Source organism: Novosphingobium sp. (assembly GCF_037133355.1).
Lineage (GTDB): Bacteria > Pseudomonadota > Alphaproteobacteria > Sphingomonadales > Sphingomonadaceae > Novosphingobium.
Map to the genome: position 1 here is coordinate 14,380 of NZ_JBAXOI010000024.1, position 21,367 is coordinate 35,746.

Annotated in this window: 19 protein-coding genes and 1 tRNA gene; 3 read left to right on the forward strand and 17 right to left on the reverse strand. The window is 65.0% G+C overall.

Annotated elements, in window-relative coordinates; genetic code table 11:
• Positions 1-3 precede the first annotated feature (3 nt).
• The 3 genes from lpdA to WCL10_RS18340 all read right to left on the reverse strand — a co-directional run bounded on the left by lpdA (position 4) and on the right by WCL10_RS18340 (position 3,132).
• Positions 4-1,416 (reverse strand): dihydrolipoyl dehydrogenase, encoded by a 1,413-nt coding sequence (gene lpdA, locus WCL10_RS18330; RefSeq protein ID WP_336897091.1) that lies wholly within the window; start codon positions 1,414-1,416, stop codon positions 4-6.
• Positions 1,409-1,744: a hypothetical protein gene (locus tag WCL10_RS18335; RefSeq protein WP_336897092.1), complete on the reverse strand. Its 336-nt coding sequence runs from the start codon at positions 1,742-1,744 to the stop codon at positions 1,409-1,411. Before WCL10_RS18335 ends, lpdA begins: the two co-directional genes overlap by 8 nt.
• Before the next feature lie 83 nt (positions 1,745-1,827).
• Positions 1,828-3,132, reverse strand: coding sequence for a pyruvate dehydrogenase complex dihydrolipoamide acetyltransferase (locus WCL10_RS18340; protein WP_336897093.1), 1,305 nt, complete (start codon positions 3,130-3,132; stop codon positions 1,828-1,830).
• Between the two features lie 245 nt (positions 3,133-3,377).
• On the opposite strand from WCL10_RS18340, the gene WCL10_RS18345 reads away from it, so the two are divergent.
• Positions 3,378-3,857, forward strand: a complete 480-nt coding sequence (locus tag WCL10_RS18345; RefSeq protein WP_336897094.1) for a universal stress protein — start codon at positions 3,378-3,380, stop codon at positions 3,855-3,857.
• 123 nt (positions 3,858-3,980) lie between these two features.
• On the opposite strand, the gene WCL10_RS18350 is transcribed toward WCL10_RS18345, so the two are convergent.
• Both WCL10_RS18350 and WCL10_RS18355 read right to left on the reverse strand, forming a co-directional pair.
• Positions 3,981-6,278, reverse strand: a complete 2,298-nt coding sequence (locus WCL10_RS18350) for a VacB/RNase II family 3'-5' exoribonuclease (RefSeq protein ID WP_336897095.1) — start codon at positions 6,276-6,278, stop codon at positions 3,981-3,983.
• A gap of 43 nt (positions 6,279-6,321) precedes the next feature.
• On the reverse strand, positions 6,322-7,656 hold the full coding sequence (locus WCL10_RS18355) for a M20/M25/M40 family metallo-hydrolase (protein WP_336897096.1): 1,335 nt from the start codon (positions 7,654-7,656) through the stop codon (positions 6,322-6,324).
• Between the two features lie 80 nt (positions 7,657-7,736).
• On the opposite strand from WCL10_RS18355, the gene WCL10_RS18360 reads away from it, so the two are divergent.
• Entirely contained in the window at positions 7,737-9,821 is a 2,085-nt protein-coding gene (locus WCL10_RS18360) for a M3 family metallopeptidase (RefSeq protein ID WP_336897097.1), read from the forward strand.
• A gap of 43 nt (positions 9,822-9,864) precedes the next feature.
• Here WCL10_RS18360 and WCL10_RS18365 read toward each other — a convergent pair whose 3' ends face one another.
• From WCL10_RS18365 to efp, 10 genes are all read right to left on the reverse strand, one after another.
• Complete coding sequence (locus WCL10_RS18365) at positions 9,865-11,415, reverse strand: aminoacyl--tRNA ligase-related protein (protein ID WP_336897098.1); 1,551 nt, start codon at positions 11,413-11,415, stop codon at positions 9,865-9,867.
• Positions 11,416-11,490: 75 nt separating this feature from the next.
• Positions 11,491-12,051: a polyhydroxyalkanoate synthesis repressor PhaR gene (phaR, locus tag WCL10_RS18370; RefSeq protein ID WP_336897117.1), complete on the reverse strand. Its 561-nt coding sequence runs from the start codon at positions 12,049-12,051 to the stop codon at positions 11,491-11,493.
• Between the two features lie 85 nt (positions 12,052-12,136).
• A complete protein-coding gene (locus WCL10_RS18375) occupies positions 12,137-13,192 on the reverse strand; it encodes an alanine racemase (protein WP_336897099.1) in 1,056 nt (351 codons plus the stop codon).
• Positions 13,182-14,816: an MFS transporter gene (locus tag WCL10_RS18380; RefSeq protein ID WP_336897100.1), complete on the reverse strand. Its 1,635-nt coding sequence runs from the start codon at positions 14,814-14,816 to the stop codon at positions 13,182-13,184. The genes WCL10_RS18375 and WCL10_RS18380 overlap by 11 nt, the downstream gene beginning before the upstream one ends.
• Before the next feature lie 181 nt (positions 14,817-14,997).
• Positions 14,998-15,417, reverse strand: a complete 420-nt coding sequence (locus WCL10_RS18385) for an iron-sulfur cluster assembly scaffold protein (RefSeq protein ID WP_336897101.1) — start codon at positions 15,415-15,417, stop codon at positions 14,998-15,000.
• Positions 15,414-16,025, reverse strand: coding sequence for a CvpA family protein (locus WCL10_RS18390; RefSeq protein WP_336897102.1), 612 nt, complete (start codon positions 16,023-16,025; stop codon positions 15,414-15,416). Before WCL10_RS18390 ends, WCL10_RS18385 begins: the two co-directional genes overlap by 4 nt.
• An 11-nt stretch (positions 16,026-16,036) precedes the next feature.
• Positions 16,037-17,404 carry a DNA repair protein RadA gene (gene radA / locus WCL10_RS18395; protein ID WP_336897103.1) on the reverse strand — a complete coding sequence of 456 codons (1,368 nt, stop codon included), beginning with the start codon at positions 17,402-17,404 and terminating at the stop codon, positions 16,037-16,039.
• A 187-nt stretch (positions 17,405-17,591) separates the two neighbouring features.
• Positions 17,592-17,675: transfer RNA gene (locus WCL10_RS18400), tRNA-Leu, on the reverse strand.
• A 35-nt stretch (positions 17,676-17,710) separates the two neighbouring features.
• Positions 17,711-18,553, reverse strand: a complete 843-nt coding sequence (locus tag WCL10_RS18405; RefSeq protein WP_336897104.1) for an inositol monophosphatase family protein — start codon at positions 18,551-18,553, stop codon at positions 17,711-17,713.
• A gap of 6 nt (positions 18,554-18,559) precedes the next feature.
• A complete protein-coding gene (gene efp / locus WCL10_RS18410) occupies positions 18,560-19,123 on the reverse strand; it encodes an elongation factor P (RefSeq protein ID WP_336897105.1) in 564 nt (187 codons plus the stop codon).
• 118 nt (positions 19,124-19,241) lie between these two features.
• Between efp and WCL10_RS18415 the strand changes: the two genes are divergently transcribed.
• Positions 19,242-19,631, forward strand: coding sequence for a hypothetical protein (locus tag WCL10_RS18415; protein WP_336897106.1), 390 nt, complete (start codon positions 19,242-19,244; stop codon positions 19,629-19,631).
• Between the two features lie 4 nt (positions 19,632-19,635).
• On the opposite strand, the gene thiE is transcribed toward WCL10_RS18415, so the two are convergent.
• Together thiE and WCL10_RS18425 are read right to left on the reverse strand one after the other, a co-directional pair.
• Positions 19,636-20,271 carry a thiamine phosphate synthase gene (gene thiE / locus WCL10_RS18420; RefSeq protein ID WP_336897107.1) on the reverse strand — a complete coding sequence of 212 codons (636 nt, stop codon included), beginning with the start codon at positions 20,269-20,271 and terminating at the stop codon, positions 19,636-19,638.
• 199 nt (positions 20,272-20,470) lie between these two features.
• Complete coding sequence (locus tag WCL10_RS18425) at positions 20,471-21,367, reverse strand: fructose bisphosphate aldolase (protein WP_336897108.1); 897 nt, start codon at positions 21,365-21,367, stop codon at positions 20,471-20,473.

Genomic DNA, 21,367 nt, shown 5'->3' on the forward strand with positions numbered 1-21,367 from the left:
AAATCAGATATGCAGCGCTCGCCCGTAAGCCGCGAGCACACTCTCGTGCATCATCTCCGAAAGCGTTGGATGCGCGAACACGGTGTGCATCAGTTCGGCCTCGGTCGTCTCGAGCGTCTTGCCCACGACATAACCCTGGATCAGCTCGGTAACTTCCGCACCGATCATGTGCGCGCCGAGCAGCTCGCCGGTCTTGGCGTCGAACACCGTCTTGATGAAGCCCTCAGCCTCACCAAGTGCAATGGCCTTGCCGTTGCCGATGAACGGGAACGTGCCGACCTTGAGCTCGTAGCCCGCTTCCTTGGCCTTGGTCTCGGTCAGACCCACGCTTGCGACCTGCGGGTGGCAGTAGGTGCAGCCCGGAATGTTGGTGCGGTCCATCGGATGCGGGTGGGCCTCGCTGTTGCCCAGCGCCTGCGCGATGGCCTCCGCCGCGATCACGCCCTCGTGGCTCGCCTTGTGCGCCAGCCACGGCCCCGGCGTGACGTCGCCGATCGCCCACACGCCCGGCACATTGGTGCGACCATAGCCGTCGATGGCGATGATCCCGCGCTCCGCCTTCACGCCCAGCGCTTCCAGGCCGATGTTCTCGGTGTTCGGCACGATGCCCACGGCCACGATAACATGGCTGAAGTCGTGCTCGGCTGCGGTGCCGTCCTTGCCCTTGATCTTCGCCTTCACGCCGTTTGCGCTTGTGGCGATGCTCTCGACGCCCGACCCGGTCAGGATCGTCATGCCCTGCTTGGTCAGCGACTTTTCGAGGAACGCCGAAACGTCTGCATCTTCCACAGGCACGATCCGGTCGAGCATTTCGACCACGGTCACATCGGCGCCCATATCGTTGTAGAAGCTCGCAAACTCGATCCCGATCGCGCCCGAGCCGATCACCAGCAGCTTGGTCGGCATCGCAGGCGGCACCATGGCATGGCGGTAGGTCCAGATGCGGTCCCCATCGGCCTTGGCAAACGGCAGATCGCGCGCCCGTGCTCCGGTCGCGATGATCACGTGCTTGGCGGAAAGCACCTCGGTGCCCTTCTCGCCCGTCACTTCGACCTGGCCCGCGCCCTTCAGAACGCCGGTGCCCATATGCACGGTGATCTTGTTCTTGCGCATCAGGTGCGTCACGCCCTGATTGAGCTGCTTTGCCACCCCGCGTGAGCGCTTCACCACCGCGTCGATGTCCGCGCGGATGTTGTCCGCCGCCAGACCATACGAGGCCGCATGCTTCATCTGGTTGAACACTTCTGCCGAGCGCAGCAGCGCCTTCGTGGGAATGCATCCCCAGTTGAGGCAGATGCCGCCGAGCAGCTCGCGCTCGACAATGCCGACCTTGAGGCCAAGCTGCGCCGCGCGGATCGCGGCGACATAGCCGCCGGGGCCCGAGCCGAGAACGAGAAGATCGTATGGGTCAGCCATTTCGCATTGATTCCATTCGTTGGAGTGGCCGGAGCACGATCAACCAGCCAAAGACGGCAAACAAATTAGCGGTCACGACTATCGGCAGGCCAAAAAAGATCATGCCGAACGACCCAGCTTGTCCAAGACAACACAAAGCCAACAAAAAGCCCATTGCGTTCGCGCAAACCAGAGCCCGCGCAAAGGTAACGTTACGTGCGCCCTCAAAAGCCATCAGGGTGACCATAGCGATGGGCAAGCCGATCAGGATACTCCCCAAAAGTGGGAGCTGCAGAATGGCGAAAAACCTGAAGAGACGGATATTCTGGTCGGTGTCGTAAGTCAGCAAGGCCGCGATGGGTATGCCAACGGTAAGCCCAGAGAGAAGCGCAACCGCGAACGCTCTAGGCATTACCGAAGTCAGAAGTGGCATCACGCAACCAGCGAAAGCGGGGCTTCGATCAGGCTCTTGAACGCCTGCATCAGTTGCGCGCCTTCCGCCCCGTCGATGGCGCGGTGGTCGAAGCTACCGGTGGCGGACATCACGGTGGCAATCCCCAGCGCATCGTCGATCACATAGGGCCGCTTCTCGCCCGCGCCGATTGCCATGATCATGCCCTGCGGTGGATTGATCACCGCCTCGAACTGCTTGATCCCGAACATGCCGAGGTTGGAAAGGCTCGCCGTGCCGCCCTGGTACTCATGCGGAGCCAGCTTGCCCGCCTTTGCGCGTGCGGCAAGGTCGGCCATATCCTTCTGGATCGCCGAGATCGACTTTACGTCGGCCCCCGTCACGATCGGCGTGATGAGCCCGCCCGGGATCGAGACCGCGACAGCAATGTCGGCGCGCGAGTAACGGATCAGATTGTCGCCCGCGAAGCTCACATTGGCATCGGGCGCCAGGATCAGCGCCTTGCCCAGCGCCTTGATCAGGAGGTCGTTGACCGAGAGCTTCACGCCCTCACCTGCCAGCGCAGCATTCAATTCCGCGCGCAGCTTGAGCAGCTTGTCCAGGCTGATATCGACGGTGAGGTAGTAGTGCGGCACCGTTGCCTTGGCCTCGGTCAGGCGGCGGGCGATGGTCTTGCGCATGCCCGAGAGCTTGACTGCCTCGTGCGGGATATCAGTGCTGAAAGGCGCCGCCGCCGGTGCCGGAGCTGCCACCAGCGCGGGCGCCGCAACGGGGGCGGGAGCCGCAACAACAGCAGCCGGAGCCGCCACGGCAGCAGGCGCCGTCACATCAAGATCGGCCTTGATGATCCGCCCATGCGGGCCGCTGCCCTTGATTTGCGTCAGGTCGATACCCTTCTCGCCAGCAATGCGCTTGGCGAGCGGGCTTGCAACCACGCGCTCACCTGCGACCGGAGCAGGGGCGGCAACCGGTGCAGCAACAGGAGCCGAAGCGGGAGCAGGTGTCGGAGCAGAAGCCGCCGCCACCGGGACGGCAACCGGAGCCGAAGCAATCGGAGCCGGAGCCGGAGCCGAATCCTCGTCATCATCACCGGCAATCGTCGCGATCACGGTGCCGACCTTCACACCCTCGGTGCCCTCCGCCACTTCGATGGCAACAACCGTGCCCTCGTCGACAGCCTCGAACTCCATGGTCGCCTTGTCGGTCTCGATCTCTGCCATGATGTCGCCGGACGAAACCTTGTCACCCACCTTGACCAGCCACTTGGCCAGCGTGCCTTCCTCCATCGTCGGTGACAGCGCGGGCATCTTGATCTGGATCGGCATGGGCAGCTCTTTTCCGTTTTGGTTGCCGGGGCTTGAAGAACGCCCGCTGCACGCGAACGCCCTTGGCACATGGCGCGTCATTTCGCCACCCGGGCAAGGCGGGTCAAGTCTCTTGGCGCTTGCTCCGCATACGAATTAGGCCAATACGCATGACCCAGCCGTATAACCGGCAATGCGTCCGAGCGGTATGGCGCACCGGTCGCAAGGGGGCAGGCAGGATGAACACCGCAAGCGAGGCAGGAAGCATGTCCAGCGCAGACGCTCGGACCGTGCAGCGCGTCTATCTCGTCATCATGGACGATACCGAGGAATCGTGCCGCGCCCTGCGCTTTGCCGCGCGCCGCGCGGTGCGCACCGGCGGGACGGTCCATATCCTCGCGCTTGTCCCCCGGCAGGAATTCGTCGTCTTCGGCAGCATTCAGGCGACCATCGAGGAAGAGGCCCGCGAACGCGCCGAAGACCTCGCCCGCTCCGCAGCCGGCAGCCTTGCCAGCGAATCCGGCCTTTCCCCCGCCGTCGCGGTGCGCACCGGCAGCGGCCCGCAAGTGGTGCGAGAGTATCTCGCCGCGCACCCCGAAGTCTCCGCACTGGTGCTGGGCGCCGCAGCCGACGGCAACCCCGGCCCTCTCGTCACCCACTTCACCTCGCACCTCGGGCAGCTCCCCTGCGTGCTGATGATTGTCCCCGGCGGCATCGACGAAAGCGGCATCGATTCGTTCAGCTGAACGCCTCCGATGTAACGACCACTAAACACCAAACCCCGCTCATTCAGAGCTTGTCGAAGCATCAGGCACAAGTGCCGCGCAGGCACCGTTCGACAAGCTCAGGGTGAACGAGCTTATGTGCGGCTACTTCCGCCGCCCCTGATGCCGGATATTGCGCGGCCGCCCGCGCGGACCCTGCAGGAATCCGCCTGCCTTGCGCGGCCCGCCATCCTGCGGCCGCTGCCCGCGCGGTTCGATGCGTCCTGCGCCCTCGGGCAAGTCCACGGGTTCGAACTTGAGCGCGCCGGTCAGCGGATTGGCTTCGGCCAGCCTGAGCTTGAGGATCATCCCCATGGCAAAGGTCTCGCCCGTTTCCTCGCCGACCAGCACCTGGCGCTTCTCGTCGTGGCCAAAGCGCTCAGCTCCCAATGTCGAAACCGGCACCAGCCCGTCGCCGCCCAGCCCGATGATCGTGGCGAATAGCCCGAACTTCTGGACGCCGGTAATCCGCGTGTCGAACACTTCGCCAACCCGACCCGAAAGCCAGGCCGCGACATAGCGGTCGATTGTCTCGCGCTCGGCTTCCATCGCGCGGCGTTCGGCCATCGAGATCGCCTCACTGATCCGCGCCAGATCCTCGCGGTCCCGGTCCGCCAGGCCCGATGTCGCGGGAATCTCGTGCGCTTCAGGGCGCGGCTGCTCAAGATGCCAGCTGTCGACCAGCGCGCGGTGGACCAGAAGGTCCGAATAGCGCCGGATCGGCGATGTGAAATGCGCGTAGCTGCCGAGCGCGAGGCCAAAGTGCCCGGCATTGCGCGGCCCGTAGTAGGCCTGGGTCTGACTGCGCAGCACCGCTTCCATGACGAGCGCCTTCTCGGCCTCGTCGGTTACGTCCTTCAGCATGCGGTTGAACAGACCCGGCGTGATCACCTGCCCCATCGCCAGCTTGCGCCCGAAGGTCGCGAGATAGTCCTTCAGCGCCACCAGCTTCTCTCGGCTTGGCGGCTCGTGAATCCGGTAGACCACCGGTGCGACTTTGGCCTCCAGCGCCTTGGCCGCTGCGACGTTGGCCGCGATCATGAAATCCTCGACCACGCGGTGCGCATCGAGCCGTTCGCGAATGGCGATTTCGGCGATCTTGCCCGCCTGATCCAGCACCACGCGCCGCTCGGGCAATTCCAGCGCCAGCGGATCTCGCGCATCCCGCGCCTTTTCAAGGAGGCGCCATGCCGCCCAGAGGTTTTGCAAGTGCGGGGCCGCCTCGCCCGCATCGATCCGCCGCTGCGCTTCTTCATAGGCAATCACTTCGGCAATCCGCACCAGCGCCCGCGTAAACCGCCAGCCCGTAACGCGGCCCTGGGCATCGATAGTGAGGTGGCAGGCCATCGCCGCCCGGTCCGCGCCGACTTTCAGCGAGCAGACATCCGCGCTCAAGACATGCGGCAGCATCGGAACCACGCGGTCCGGGAAATAGACCGAGTTGCCGCGCTTCCTTGCCTCGCGGTCGACCGCGCCGCCCGGCCGCACGTAAAAGCTCACATCGGCAATCGCGACCACGGCGCGGAAACCGCCCTCGCCGTCGGGCTCGGCCCAGATCGCATCGTCGTGATCGCGTGCATCCACCGGATCGATTGCCACGATCGGCAGGGCGCGCAAGTCCTCGCGCGTGCCTTCCGACAGCGCCATCGCTGCCGCCACCGCCGCCTCGTCCTGCGCTTCCTGCGGGAACACGAGCGGTATCCCATGCTTGTGGATCGCGATCAGGCTGAACGCGCGCGGCGCCAGCGGATCACCCAGCACTTCGGTCACCTTCAGCCCGGCCCTGGGCGACTTGCTGACCGGCTCGCCCAACACGAGCTGACCCGCCACCGCACCGCCCAGATCTGCGATTTGCACAGCATTGCGCACACGCTTGTCCACAGGCGCAAGCCACGGCTTACCGGCTCCGTCAAACTCCACCACGCCCAAGACTTGCTCGGTTCGCGTCGGCAGCTTCTTCATCACATGGGCGACAAGGCCCCGGCCCGCTTCCTCGGTGCGCGCCAGCACCCGGTCGCCCACCTTGAGCGCGCCGTGTGCGCTGCGCGCCTTGCCGCGCGGCTCCACGATCCGCACGCGCGGCGGCGGCGCGCCATCGTCAGGCTGCCAGCTGTCGGGGATCGCCAAAGGCTGCCCGTCCTCGATCTCCAGAACGCGCAGCACGGTCACTTTGGGCACGCCGCCCATGCGGTGGAACGCGCTGCGGTTGCCATCGATCAGGCCTTCCTCGGCCATATCCTTGAGCAGCGCCTTCAGTGCGATCTTCTCGGTACCCTTGAGCCCGAAGGCACGGGCGATTTCCTTCTTGCCCGCCGGTTCCTCGCTTTGCGCGATAACATCGAGCACCTGCTGGCGGGTGGGAAGGCCGTCGGGGCCATTGGGCGTCTGCTTGCGAATTGCCATCCCGAACCTGTGGCCGCTGGCGGGGCCGATGGCAAGAACCGCCTCAGGGCTTGCCCGCGCTCCCTGGCGCGAACGCTCCGCCCGGCACGGCCGAAGCCACCGGTCCTTCCGCCCCATCCGGCGCAACTGCGCTTACCCCGAAAAACCAGTCGTCACCGCGCACACCCTCAAGCCGCAAGTGCGTGCCGGTCACGCCCTCGGCAACCTTGCGCTCCCAGCCCGGCGCATCGGTGCGCCGCTGCCACACGTTGTAACGCGCCGCCCCCGGCACTGCCGCCCAGTCGACATCGGTGAAGGTCTGCACCGCAGCGGTCACCTTGGCGGTCGGCGGCAAGGGCGCCCCTGCCAGCGCAGCGAGCGCGCGCACATTGAGGCGCGTCACCTTGGCTAGATAGGCAAAGTCCATCGCCTCCACCGTATCGCCGAACGGCCGTCCGGCTTCAGTGCGCACGTTCTGGTGCTGGCGCTCATAGTTTTCGACCGCAACGGTAAAGCGCACCGCCGGATAGCCAGCCTCCTGGAAGGGCAGATGATCCCCGCCGCGCCCCATGCGATCCGCGCGCCAGACCTGCCGCACCGCAAGTCCCGCATCGCCCAGCCCCGCAATCCAGCGCGAAAGGTTGCGCGACGGGCTGTCGTTCTCGCCGCCAATCGCCCGCTGCGCATCGCGCGCGCCTTCACTGGCATCCGCGCGCGGCCCTTCGGAGAACACGCGCACGTGGGCATCATCGACCAGCCCGTCAGACCCACGCGAATTGCCGACGATATCATTGTTGAGCACCGCCTTCACGGTCCAGCCCTGTTTCAGGGCATAGTCCGCGAGCAGCTTGCCGCCATACAGCCCCTGCTCCTCGCCCGAGAGCACGGCATAGACGATCGTGCCCGCAAACTTCTGCTTCGAAAGCACCCGCGCAGCCTCAAGCACCAGCGCGGTGCCCGATCCGTCATCGTTCGCCCCCGGCGCATCGCCTTTGGCATCGAGCGCTTCGGAATTGCGGCTGTCGATATGCCCCTGCACAATCACGACCTCATTGGGCCGCTCCGCGCCGCGCTGGATCGCCACCACGTCAACAAGCCGCGTCGGCGTGGGTACACGGTTGCCCTGCACCACCGTCTCGGGCAGCACGATCTCAAGGCACCCGCCGCACTCCGCACCGGTCTTGCGAAATTCCGCTTCCGCCCAGCGCCGCGCCGCGCCGATCCCGCGCTTCGGATCATCCTGCGAAGAAAGCGTGTGCCGTGTGCCGAAGGCGACAAGCTTGTCGATATCCAAACGGAGGCGCGCTTCCGAAACCGCCTGAGTGGGCTCGGAGGCAGGCTGGGCGCAGGCGGGTAGCGCCAGAAAAAGGGCGGAGAGGCTGACAAGCGTGCGTTGCATTTCTGCACATTAAACGGCCTTTCCCCGCGGGCAAGGTTTCTTGCGCGCTCCTCATCGTCCGATTGCTTGAACCTTGGGGCATGCCTATCGTCCCGGCCGAAGTTTCCAACAGCTTGGGAAATCCGATGCGTCAGACAATCACCACCCTGCTTCTTGCCACCAGCATGTTTTCCGCCGCCGCCTGCGCCGCACCGCTCAAACCCTCGGCTGCCGACGCGTTCGTTGGTGAAGTCGGCGGCAATCCCTCCGATGCGGCGACGATCAACGGGTGGTGCGATCGGGCGATAGCCGAAGCGGCAAAGCGTCAGGCCGCGCTCGAAGGCGAAACCGGCCCTGCGAGCATCGAGACGACATTGCGGGCTTTTGACGACTTGAACAAGGTGATCGGCGACACGCTCAGCCAGATGACGCTTTATCGCCAGGTCATGGCTGATGCGCAGCGCCGCGATGCGGCTGCGGCCTGCGAGGTGAAGCTATACGGCGCAGCAACGCGCCTCAACCTCTCGCGTCCGATCTACGACCGGCTCATGGCGATCAATCCAGCCAGCGCCGATGCGCCGACAAGGCTGCTGCTGACCCGCACCCTCGGTGCGTTCGAGCGCAGCGGTGTCGCGCTTCCCCCGGACCAGCGCGCCAAGGCGCAGGACCTGGCAGACCGGATCGCACAAGCGGGAACCGCGTTCGACCAGACCATCGCGGCATCGCGCAAGACCGTAAGCGCCGATCCGGCTGAGCTGGAGGGCCTGCCCGCCGACTACATCGCCGCGCACAAGCCCGGCAAAGACGGCAAGGTAGAGATCGGCACCGACTATCCGGACTTTATTCCGGCGATGACCTATGCGCAAAGCGAAGCGCTGCGCAGGCGCTTGTACGAAGCCTACATGACCCGCGGCTTTCCCGCCAACGATGCCAACCTGCGCACCCTCATCGACCTGCGTCAGCAACTTGCGACCCTCCTCGGACGCAAGGACCATGCAACGCTGGTGCTCGAGGACAAGATGCTCAACAGCCCGGACAAGGTCGTCGGCCTGCTCGGCGAGCTTTCCAGCGCGGCGCGGCCCGCCGCTCAGCGCGATTATGCGCGCAAGCTGGCGGTGCTGCAGGCTGAAAGGCCCGGCGCGACGGCTTTTCAGCCATGGGATAACGCCTATCTGACCAACATCGTGCAGAAGCGGGACTTTGCCTATGACACCCAGGAGGCGCGCCAGTACTTCGCCTACGACAACGTGCGCGACGGCATCCTGCGGCTGACCGAGGACCTGTTCGGCGTCAAGATCACGCCATGGAAGACCGAGACGTGGGATCCGAAAGTCGAGACCTACGAGATCCGCGAGGCAAGCGGGCCGGAAGCCGGCAAGCTCCTCGGCCGCTTCTTTTTTGACAGCCACCCCCGCGACGGCAAATACGCCCACGCCAACATGATCCCTCTTCGCAGCGGGATTGCGGGCCGCACCGTGCCGGTCGGCGCACTAGTCATGAATCTTCCTGCCGGCGGTCACGACACCGGGCTGATGGAGCACGACGATGTCGAGACGTTCCTCCACGAATTCGGGCACATGCTGCACTTCATCTTCGGCGGCCAGACCCCGGCCTGGGCAGGCCTGAGCGGCTTTGCTACCGAATGGGATTTCGTCGAGGCACCCTCACAGATGCTGGAAGAGTGGGTATACGACTACGACACTCTGGCCCGGTTTGCGGTTGACGCAAAAGGCACCGCGATTCCCCGCTCGCTTGTGGAAAAGATGAACAGAGCCCGGTACTTCAACATCGGCATGACCGACATGCGCCAGTTCGCTCTTTCGAACATCTCGCTTCGGCTCCATCAGGGAGACGCGCCGGCGGACCTCGGTGCGCGCACGCGCGAACTCGATGCAGTCTACAACCCGGTGCCCCTGCCGCAGTTCGCCCAGCCCCAGGACAGCTTCGACCACCTCAACAACTATTCCGCGATCTATTACACCTATCAGTGGTCGAAGGTGATCGCCGACGACATGTTTACCGCCTTCGCCAAAACCGGCCTGCGCGATAAAGCCACGGCACAAAGGTATCGCACGCTCGTTCTTGGCCCCGGCGGATCAAAGCCTGCCGCAGAACTGGTCGCCGACTTCCTTGGCCGTCCGATCAAGATCGACGCCTACAAGGCGGAGATGGCCAAGGACCAATGATCATGGGCGGCACGGTGGCACCGGAGCTGCCGTGCCGCCAGGCTCAATATGACCGCGCCACCAGAATGCGCTCGACCGCCGGCTCTCCCGTAAACGGGCACAGCCCTTCGGCCGGCGCCGCATCCATCGGTGTATTCCGGATTGTCAGCTTGAGTGTTTTCAAGTGCTCGACAACCTTGTCGAGCGCCGCGCCGGTCGGCCGCGACCAGCACAGCTCCACCCAACCCGGAAAGTCCTTGTCCTCGGAAAAGTACGCCGCAAGCCCCGCCAGATCGGCGATCCCACGCTCGATCTGCGCATCGCGCCGCGCGCGGGCTTCCTCGTGGAGCCCCGTCTGGATCGCTTCCAGCTCGCTCGCCGCAGACGCGACGAACTCGTCCTGCGCCATGCCGACGAAATTGGCCTTCCCGTCCGCGCGCCACAGCCGGTCGCGGCGCAGCACGGAAACCTGCCCGCCTTCGGCATCACGCCCGCCGATCTCGAGAATCAGCGGCACACCCTTCTTCACCCAGCCCCAGCGCTTGGCCGTGGCCTTGCCCGGCCGCTTGTCGAGCAGCACGCGCATCTTTTCGTCAAACACCGAGAGCGCGGCGAGCTTTGCCCGCAGCGCCGTGCAGTATTCCAGCAGCGCGGCATCGCCGTCGTTGTCACGCAGCATCGGGAGGATCACGATCTGCTGCGGCGCAATGCGGGGCGGTGTGCGCAGCCCGTCATCGTCGCCGTGGGTCATGATGACGCCGCCGATCATGCGGGTGGACACGCCCCAGCTGGTCGTGTGGCACAGCGTCTGCTGGCCTTCCTTGTCCTGATAGCGGATGCCTGCGGCCTCAGAGAACGTGGTGCCAAGGTAATGCGAGGTGCCCGCCTGCAGCGCCTTGCCGTCCTGCATCATCGCCTCGATCGAGAAAGTCTCGACCGCGCCGGGGAAGCGCTCGTTCTCTGGCTTGGGGCCCGCGACCACCGGCATCGCCAGCACGTCTTCGGCAAAGCTGCGATACATCTCGAGCGCACGCAACGTTTCAGCCATTGCATCGGCCTCGTCGGCGTGGGCGGTATGGCCTTCCTGCCAGAGGAACTCGCTCGTGCGCAGGAACATGCGCGTGCGCATTTCCCAGCGCACCACATTGGCCCACTGGTTCGTCAGCAGCGGCAGATCGCGCCACGACTGGATCCAGCGCGCCATGGCCGCACCAATCACCGTCTCCGACGTCGGCCGCACAATCAGCGGCTCTTCGAGCTTCGCTTCGGGATCGGGCACGAGACCGCCCTTGCCATCCCCGATCAACCGGTGATGGGTGACAACCGCCATTTCCTTGGCAAAGCCCTCGACGTGCTCAGCTTCGCGGGCGAAGTAGGACAGGGGGATGAACAGCGGGAAATAGCAGTTCTCGACGCCCGCTTCCTTGATCCGCTCGTCCATCAGCTTCTGGATGCGCTCCCAGATGCCATAGCCCCACGGCTTGATCACCATGCAGCCGCGCACGCCCGATTCCTCGGCGAGCTCGGCTTCGGCGATCACTGCCTGATACCACTGGGCGAAATCATCCTGCCGCAGGACGGGCAGGGCGTGCTTGATCGGTGAAGTCTGCGTCATGCACGCCGGTTAGGCGGCTCAGGGGATTCGGGCAATCCTGCTTGGCAGTCCTGGCCCGATCCCCTGCATTCCGTTTCAGCGCGAGAGCTGGTCCAGCTTCTGCTGCATGTCGGCCATTTGCCGGCGCAGTGCGGCCAGTTCGTCATCGGCATGCGTGGCGCCGTTCTTCTCCGCTTCGGCCGCCTGCACCGCGCCGGGCACGAATGCGGCGGTCGCGGCCTTGAACAGCTCCATGTTGCGCTGAGCGATCTGAGCAAGAGGATTAGCGCCAATGCTTTCCTCGATCGCCTTGCGCAGCTTGACCTGATTCTCGCGGAAATGCTCCATCGAGGCTTCTAGGTAGCTGGGAAGCAGCGCCTGCATCGAATTGCCATACATCGCGATCAACTGCCGAAGGAAACTCGTCGGCAGCATCTGCTCGCCGCTAGCCTCTTCTTCCATGATGATCTGCGTGAGGATCGTATGCGTGAGATCAGCACCAGTCTTGGCATCCAAGACCTTGAATTCAATGTTTTCCTTGACCATCTGCGCGAGGTGATCAAGCGTGATGTAGCTGGATGTCCGCGTATTATACAGCCGCCGATTGGCGTACTTCTTGATTATGACGGTATCCCCGTCCTTCGCTGCGTTTGCCATTTTTTTGCGCCCCATTGGGATCATGGGTTCGCCTTAGCAGATGCGGTATGTGCAGCGCAATAAACGTTAACGAGTAGCGCAAGATTCACGAATTGCGGGCAAATCTGGTGCCCAGCATGGTCAGCAACTCGTATTGTGAAAGCCCGGATGCCGCAGCCGCACCCGGCAGTGCATAATCGATGCCCAGCCAGTCGCCCTCGCCGCAGTCCAGCGCCATGCTCAGATCGACGATCGTCATGTCCATCGAAACCCGCCCGAGTACAGGCAGCCGCGCGCCTTTCCACAGCACATGGCCCAGACCCGACCAACACCGCAGGTATCCGTCGGCATAGCCCGCCGCGATCACCCCGATACGCATCGCTTCGGAAGCGGTGAATGTCGCGTTGTACCCCACCTTATCGCCCGCGACGAGCTCCCGCACCTGAATGACAGCAGCCTCGGGATAGGCCACTTGCCCGATCGCACCTGCCAGTTCGCCGCGCGGCACCCCGCCATAGAGCGCAAGGCCAGGCCGCGTCAGATCGAAATGATAGTCCGCTCCCAGCGCAATCCCGGCGCTGTTGCACAAGCTATAACGCCGCGCCGGGATGGCATTCGCCACCTCGCGGAACCACGCCAGTTGCTTCGCGTTCTGCGCGCTGTCCTCGTCCGCACTGGCCAGATGGCTGAGGCAGGTATCGATCTGCAGCGCGGCAACCGCCGGATCGCCGATCTCGGCCAAGGGCAGACCAAGCCGGGCCATTCCGGTGTCGACCATCAGGTCACACAGACCGCCACCCGCTGCCAACCAGCGCCGCACCTGGCTGAGCGAATTGAGCACCGGACGCACGCCCAGCGCGCGGGCAAAGGCCGCCTCGGCTTCGTTAATCGGCCCATGCAGCACCGAAACCTGGGCCGCCGGCACGAGCCGCACCGCCTCGGCCGCTTCCTGCCAGTGCGCCACGAACCAGTCGCGGCACCCGGCCCCGGCCAGCACCGGCACCGCTTCGGCGGCGCCCAGCCCGTAGCAGTCCGCCTTGATCGCCGCCCCGGCCCGCGCTGAACCCGAAAGCCCATCCAGCGCTGTCCAGTTCGCAGCAAGCGCCGCGCGATCAAGCCGCAGCCGCAGCGCCGCCGGCGGCAGCACCGCTTCAGGCATCATCGTGGGCAAAGTCCTTTGGAAGACCGCTCTTCAGCCCCCAGAGCCCGACCAGAAACGCCACCAGCACCACCACCCAGGTGTACCACAGTCCGGCATAGGGATCGCCGGTCTTGGCCACGATCAGCGAGGAAATCAGCGGCAGGAACCCGCCGAGATAGCCCGTGCCGATATGATAGGGAATCGACATCGAGCTGTAGCGGATCCGCGCGGGGAACATTTCAGCGAGCACCGAGGCCGCCGGGCCATACGTCGCCCCCGTCAGCGCCATGAGCACGACAAGGCCGAGCACGATCACTGCGCTGCGGCCCATGTCGGGCTTCACCTTGGCAAAGTCGTAGCCTGCCTCTCCCAGCATGGCCTGCAGCACCTTGCCGCGCGCCGCGCTCTTTTCCGCCCAGGGGTAGCTCGCCAGATCAGCCGAGCGTGATCCGATCGTCATCACCAACGCGGGGCCTTGGGAAAGCGAATAGCGCACACCCGAAGCCGAAAGATCCGCCAGCAGCTTGCCGCACGGCGTCGCCTGCTCGGCCGCAAACGGATTGTAGCCGCAATCGGGCCCGCTCACCGCGACCGGTTCGCGCCGCGCCATGTCGGCAAGGCCAGGGTTCGCCGCAGCGCCGATCATCCAGAAGGTCGGGAAAACCAGCACCAGCATGGCGAGATAGCCCAGCACGATCGGCAATTTGCGCCCCACTTTGTCCGAGATATGGCCAAAGAGGACGCTGAACGGCATGCCGATCAGGCAGGCAAGGCCCACGATCAGCTCCGCCGTCGTGTCCTCTACCCGCATCGGGCCCTTGAGGAACGACAGACCGGTAAACATGGCGGTGTAGAAAATCACCGTCAGCCCCGCCGCCACCGCAAACAGCGCCACAAACAGCCGCTTGAGGTTGCCGGGATAGGTAAGGCTCTCGATGAAGGGATTGCCCGCGATCTCGCCGCTTTCCTTCATCGCCTTGAACACAGGGCTTTCGGACAGCTTCAGGCGCATCCACAACGATACCGCGAGCAGCAGGAGGCTGAGCAGGAACGGCACGCGCCAGCCCCATGTCGCCCAGGTTTCGGCGCTCATCAGGCCCTTGCATAGCAGCACGACGACAAGGCTGAGCACAAAGCCGCCGACCACGCTCGACTGGATGAAGCTGGTGAAAAAGCCCCGGCGTGCGGGAGAAGCGTGCTCGGCCACATAGACCGCCGCGCCGCCATATTCGCCGCCCAGCGCCAGGCCCTGCAGAATGCGAAGGAAAATGACGAGCGCGGGCGCGGCATAGCCGATCACCGAGGCCGGCGGAATGAGGCCGACACCAGCGGTCGCAATGCCCATCAATGTCACGGTGACAAGGAAGGTATACTTGCGCCCGAGCCGGTCGCCCAGATAGCCGAACAGCACCGCACCGAGCGGGCGGAAGCCAAAGCCGACCGCAAAGACCAGCCAGAACAGCAGCATCTCGAGCGTCGCGTTGCCTGTCGGGAAAAACGCCTTCGAAAGGATCGCGCCGAGCGTGCCGTAGATGAAGAAGTCGTACCACTCGAACACCGTGCCGACCGACGAGGCCGCCACCACGAGGCGGATTTCCGCCGCACTCGGTTCGGCTGCCGTCATGCCGTGCTTCGCCTCATCCATGCCCACGCTGTTCCCAACCCCTTCCGGACCGCTTCAACGCTGCCCGCTTCCCTTATGAACCGAGGGCTGTAGCGAAGCCGGAGCCAAGGGGAAAGTGCGCTGAAACAAACTGTCGCTTCTCTCGCCCGCGCGCTAGATCCTCATCACGGCGAGGAGCGAAGCCACGAAGCCTTTCAAAACCTCACCCCAGTGCCGCCAGCGCCGCATCCCACGCCAGCATGATCGCGTCATGCCGGGCCGGATAGCCCAGCGCCGGTTCCACCAGCGCAATCCCGGGCCAATCGGGCATGACACTGTTACCCGCCAGCCAGTCTGCCAGCGCCGCGCGCGCCGCTGCTATCTCGTCCCGGCTGCGTCCTTTCGCCGCACTGGCGAAGGCATAGGCCGCCGCCTGCCCGATCGCGCAGGCATGCGCCCGCAGGCCAAGCCCGCTGATCCGCCCCCCATCGTCCACCGCCAGCCCCAGCGCCAACGTGCTGCCGCAGCGCCGCGAGCGCGCATCCCCCCGAAGCGGCAAGGCCTCGTCCCAGGCAAACCCGGCCAGCATAGTCGCCGCGCCGAGGATTTCAGGGGTGTACAGTGTGCGCGCCGGCGCGGTCATTCGCCGTTCGCCGCCTTGTGCAGCCGCCGCTCCATCTCGCGCTTGGCCGCCTTTTTCGCCGCGTTCTTGAGCGCCGTGTCGGTCGCCGCCGCGTTGTCTGCCGCCGCCTTGGCCGCATCGTCGCGGCGAGCGTCGATGATGGTCATCAATTCCTCGCTCGCCGCATTGAGGAAGGGATAGGTCCGCGCCGCCGAAATCCATTGCGGCCTACCGTCCGGCCCCCAGACAACGTCGTAGCCGAATACCAGCAGCGAGAAGCCCAGCACCATGATCACGAAACCCTTGATCGCACCGAAGCCGAACCCGAGTACGCGGTCGATCGGGCCCAGCACCGACGCACGGCTCGCGCTGCCGAGCGAGGAGGCCAGCAGCTTGGTGCCGAAATAGGGAACGATCATCAGCAGCGCAAAGGCAAGCACCCCCGCGCCGGTCTCGCTCTTGAGATTGGGTGTCAAGGCATGGGTGAGCGGCTCATGGCCATAGCGCAGCGCAAACATGCCCACGCACCACGCGACGAGCGAGAGCACTTCCTCGACAAAGCCGCGAAAGAACCCGCCGACCGCGCAGACCGCAACGATCAGGAAAACAACATAATCGAAGCCGGTCATCGCATCGGAAACTACGAGCCGCCCATCACCCGGTCAACGAGATTTGGCAGCAGGGTGATGGGTGCATAGCTGATTCCGGGCACATTTTCATGCGCACCCGAAGGCCCATGCGCCTTGTCGAAGCCCAGCTTGGCCGCCTCGCGCAGCCTGATCGGTGCATGCGCCACCGGCCGCACCTCTCCCGCGAGCGAAATCTCTCCGAACCACGCCGCACCGCCCGAAAGCGGCCTATCCGACAGCGCCGAAACCAGCGCTGCCGCCACCGCGAGGTCCGCCGCCGGATCGGTCAGCCGGTAACCTCCAGCCACGTTGAGGTATACTTCGGCCGATGAAAAGTTGAGGCCGCAGCGTGCCTCCAGCACCGCCAGCAGCATGGCGAGCCGCCCGCTGTCCCAGCCCACCACGGCGCGGCGCGGTGTCGCCCCGCTCTGGAGCCGCACCGTCAGCGCCTGGATCTCGACCAGCACCGGCCGGGTGCCCTCCAGCGCCGGAAACACCGCGCTTCCCGGCACCGGGTTCTCGCGCCCCGAAAGGAACAGCAGCGAAGGGTTGGCCACTTCCTCGAGCCCTGCCCCGGCCATCGCGAACACGCCGATCTCGTCCACCGCGCCGAACCGGTTCTTGAGTGCGCGCAGGATGCGGTACTGGTGGCTGCGCTCGCCCTCGAAGCTCATCACCACATCGACCATGTGTTCCAGCACGCGCGGCCCGGCGATCGTGCCGTCCTTGGTGACGTGGCCCACCAGCACCAGCGCCGCCCCGCTCGCCTTGGCATAGCGGATCAGCTCAAACGCGCAGCCGCGCACCTGGCTCACCGTCCCGGGCGCGCCTTCGATCTGGTCGGAATACATCGTCTGGATCGAATCGATCACCACCAGCGCCGGCGTGTCCATCGCATTCAGCGTTGTCAGTATATCACGCACCGATGTCGCCGCCGCGAGCCGGATCGGCGCGCCGCCCAGCCCGAGCCGGTCTGCGCGCAGCCGTACCTGGTCCGCCGCCTCTTCGCCGCTGATATAGACCGCATCGCCGCCCGCATTGGCCACCCTTGCGGCGGCCTGCAGCAGCAGCGTCGATTTGCCGATCCCCGGATCGCCGCCCATCAGGATTGCCGAGCCGGGCACCAAGCCCCCACCCAGCGCGCGGTCAAATTCCGCCAGCCCCGTCTTGCGCCGCTGCGGCAGCTTTACCGGCTGATCGAGCGCGACAAAGGCCACCGGGCGCCCGCCGCTCGACAAGTCGTGCTTTGAGGAAAACACCGTCTCCGGCGCATCCTCCTGCAAGGTGCTCCATTCCCCGCAATCGGGGCATTGCCCCTGCCAGCGGGGTGAAACCCCGCCGCAGGCCTGGCAGACATATCGGCGTTTGGGTTTGGCCATGGGTAAGGCCTAATGCGAACATAGCAGGAACACAAGAGGTGCCAAGCGATCTCACCAGAATGGCATCATCCTCCAAGCCCGCTCATGCTGAGCTCGTCGAAACATCACACCGGGCCCCCGCGCCAACACCCTTCGACGAGATCAGGGTGCGCGGACTTGGTGCCGATTGCTCGGAGAACAAAAGAAATGGTGCCCCTGGCCAGACTCGAACTGGCACGTCTCTCGACAACCGATTTTGAGTCGGTCGCGTCTACCATTCCACCACAGGGGCACAGGGAGCGGACTTAGCCGCCCCCGCCAACGGCTTCAAGCCGAAGTCTTGATCGCCGTCACAACCAGTTTATGCAGTTTCGAATGCAGCGCATCGTTACCGGCCAGAACCGTATCGGAGCAAATCGGCTGCGAACGCCCGCGGTAGTCTGAAACGAACCCGCCCGCCTCGCGCACAAGGAGGCAACCCGCCGCCGTATCCCAAGGCTGCAACGCACTTTCCCAAAACCCGTCGAACCGGCCCGCCGCGACCCACGCGAGATCGAGCGCTGCCGAGCCATGGCGCCGGATGCCCGCCACGCGCGGTCCCAGTTCGTGATAGATCCGCGTCCACTCGCCCATGTCGCCGCGCCCTGCGAAGGGAATGCCGGTCGCGATCAGCGCCTCGTCCATGTTGCGCCGGGCGGATACACGCAGGCGCCGGTCCTGCAGCCAGGCACCCCGGCTCTTTTCGGCCCAGAAGCTCTCGTCAGTGATCGGCTGGTAGACGATCCCCGCAGTAACTTCGCCCCAGCCCGAACCATCCGGCCCCTTGCCGTCGAGCGCCGGCTCCTGCACCGCGATCGAGATCGCGAAATGCGGAATGCCGTGGAGGAAGTTGCTGGTGCCATCGAGCGGATCGATGATGAAGCGCGGCTTGCCCGGCTCCCCTTCGATCGTGCCGCCTTCCTCGAGCTCAAAGCCCCAACCGGGCCGCGCCGCCCGCAGTTCGTCCCACAGCGTGCGCTCGGCGGCCTGGTCGGCCTTTGAGACGAAGTCCGCCGGCCCCTTGCGGCTCACCTGGAGATGCTCGACTTCGCCGAAATCACGGCGCAGCCGCTGGCCGGCCTTGCGGGCAGCTTTCTCCATCACCCGCATCAGGCCTGAAATGGCTGACATTCTGCTTCAGCCCACCTTGCCGACGTAAGTACGCTCGTAGACGTCAACCACGATCCGCGTGCCGCTCGAGATATGCGGCGGCACCATCACGCGCACGCCGTTATCCAGAATCGCGGGCTTGAAGCTGGAGGAAGCCGTCTGCCCCTTCACCACGGCGTCGGCTTCAACGATGGTCGCCTCGACCTGCTCGGGCAGCTGCACCGAGATCGGACGCTCTTCCCACATTTCGAGCAGCACGGTCATGCCGTCCTGCAGGAACGCCACTGCCTCACCCAGAAGGTCGGCCGGCAGGGTGATCTGGTCGTAGTTTTCCACGTCCATGAAGATCAGGTCGTCGCCTTCCTTGTACAGGAACTGGAAGTCCTTGGTATCGAGGCGCACGCGCTCGACCGTGTCGGCGCTGCGGAAGCGCACGTTGGTCTTGCGGCCGTCGATCAGGTTCTTCATCTCGACCTGCATGAACGCGCCGCCCTTGCCGGGCTGGGTGTGCTGCGTCTTGGCAACTTTCCAGATGCCCTTTTCGTATTCCAGGATATTGCCCGGACGGATGTCCACGCCGCTGATCTTCATGATGGAAAGAGCCCCATTGAACGGAAGGGTTGGAAAGCACCGGCAAGGTGCGAGAGCGCGGCCCTTAGCGCCATGCGGCGATTGCTTCAAGCCGCTGCGGCATGCTAACCGACCGGCCATGATCCGAGCCGCTGCCTTTGCTCTCTTCCTTGCCGCCGCCGCGCCGGCGATGGCAGCCCCCGGCGGCGCGATGTGGACGGTTTTGCAAGGCCGCTGGATGTGCGAATTGCCGGGCGACGCCACTACCCCGCCCACGCCGCAACCGGCGGAGAATTTCAACATTGTCCCCGATTCAAGCTACGTCGTATCGGGCCAGCGCGGCACCTATCTGCTGCTGGGCAACAAGTTCACGATGACCTCGGGCCCCTTTGCCGGACGCCGCTTCGTCAAGGTCGGCCTCTCGCTGATCAAGCTCGGCCCCGATGACCGGCGCGAACCGCTGCGCTGCGTCCGCGCAGGTGCCGTGCGCGACGATTTTACCGCCGATACCGCCGCTTCTGCCGAATAGGCGTTCAGCGCTCCGCCAGCGCCTGCTCAATGGCCTCCATCAAAGCACGCACGCCTTCGGCTTCGTCACCGCCCCACACCGCGTGGCTCACAGCAAGAAAATCCGCGCCTGCCGCAACAAGCGGCGCGCAGTTCGCCGCCGTGATGCCGCCGATCGCCACACAGGGCAGTTCGAACAGCATCGACCACCACTGCAGCAATTCGGGCTCGGCAACGTGCTTGGTGTCCTTGGTCGAACTCGGGAAGAAGGCGCCGAAAGCGACATAGTCCGCGCCCGCCTCGCCGGCTTCCATGGCCAGGTGCCGGCTAGCATGGCAGGTCACGCCGATCTGCGCCGCCTTGCCAAGCCGCGCCCGTGCGTCGGCGACGGTGCCGTCGTCCTGCCCCAGATGCACCCCGTCCGCCCCCAGTCGCTTTGCCAGGCCGACTGAATCGTTGATGATGAATGCCACCTCCCGATCCGCGCAGATGCGCTGAAGCGGCTCGGCCAGACGCGCCGCCTCGTGCTCGGGCACGTCCTTCACGCGGAACTGGAACGCTGCGACCGGCCCCGCATCAAGCGCGCGTGCAAGGCGATCGGGAAATGTGCCGCCCACGTCGAGCGGCGAGATCAGGTAAAGCTGGCAAGCGGGGTCAGACATGCCGGGGCCTTAGCGAGACGCGGCCGAGAGCGCAAATGGGGCTGCAATCCAACGGCCTGCGCGACACCGCCCTCCTCCTCGTCTTTGCGAGGAGCGAAGCGACGAAGCAATCCAGAGCGAATGTGCTGGGCCGCTCCGGATTGCTTCGCAGCGCTAGCAATGACGAAATTTCTTTGGGAGGGGACTTGAAGAGCCAGCCTCAGACCATCTTCACCGTCGAGCCGCGATGGATCTCGTCGATCGCACCGCCGAGCGAGGCATCGAACTCGTCTTCGCTCATGTGCGCGCGCAAGTCTTCCAGCAGGGCGCGGCTGAAGCTTGCGATAATGCCGTTGTTCCTGGCGAGCTCGACGCAAGCCTCGGGCCGCTTGAACCCGCCCGAGAGCGCGACAACCCGCAGCACACGCGGATGCGCCACCAGCGGGTCGAACAAGCCCGGCACCACCGGCAGCGAGAGCTTGAGCATCACTTCCTCGCCCTCGGCAAGGCCGTCCAGCGCCTTCAGCAGTTCGTCGAGGAGGATCGCATCACACTCGGCGCGCGTCTCGCTCTTGATGTTCACTTCAGGCTCGATGATCGGCATCATGCCGTGCGAAAGCACCTGGCGGCCGATCTCGAACTGCTGTGCCACCACCGCAGCAATGCCTTCGCGGTTCGCCGAGTTGATCACCGAGCGTTCCTTGGTTCCGAACACGCCCAGCGCCTTCGAGCGCACCAACAGCTCGTCGAGCGTCGGCATCGGCTTCATCAACTGCACGCCGTTGGCTTCGTCCTCGAGGCCCTTGTCGATCTTGATGAAGGGGACGACGCTCTTGGCAATCAGCGCCTCGGGCACCGGAACCCCGTCAACATGGCCGTCCATCGTGCGCTCGAACAGGATCGCGCCGATCACCTTCTCGCCGGAGAACGCGGCCGAGCGAATGATGCGCGCGCGCATTTCGTGGATCAGGCCGAACATCTCGGCCTCGATGCTCCACGCGCCTTCCTCGATGCCGTAGCCCGCCAGCGCCTTGGGAGTGGAACCGCCGCTCTGGTCCAGCGCCGCGATAAAGCCCTGTCCGGCAGCGATCTTCGCCTTCATCGAAGCGTAGTCCAT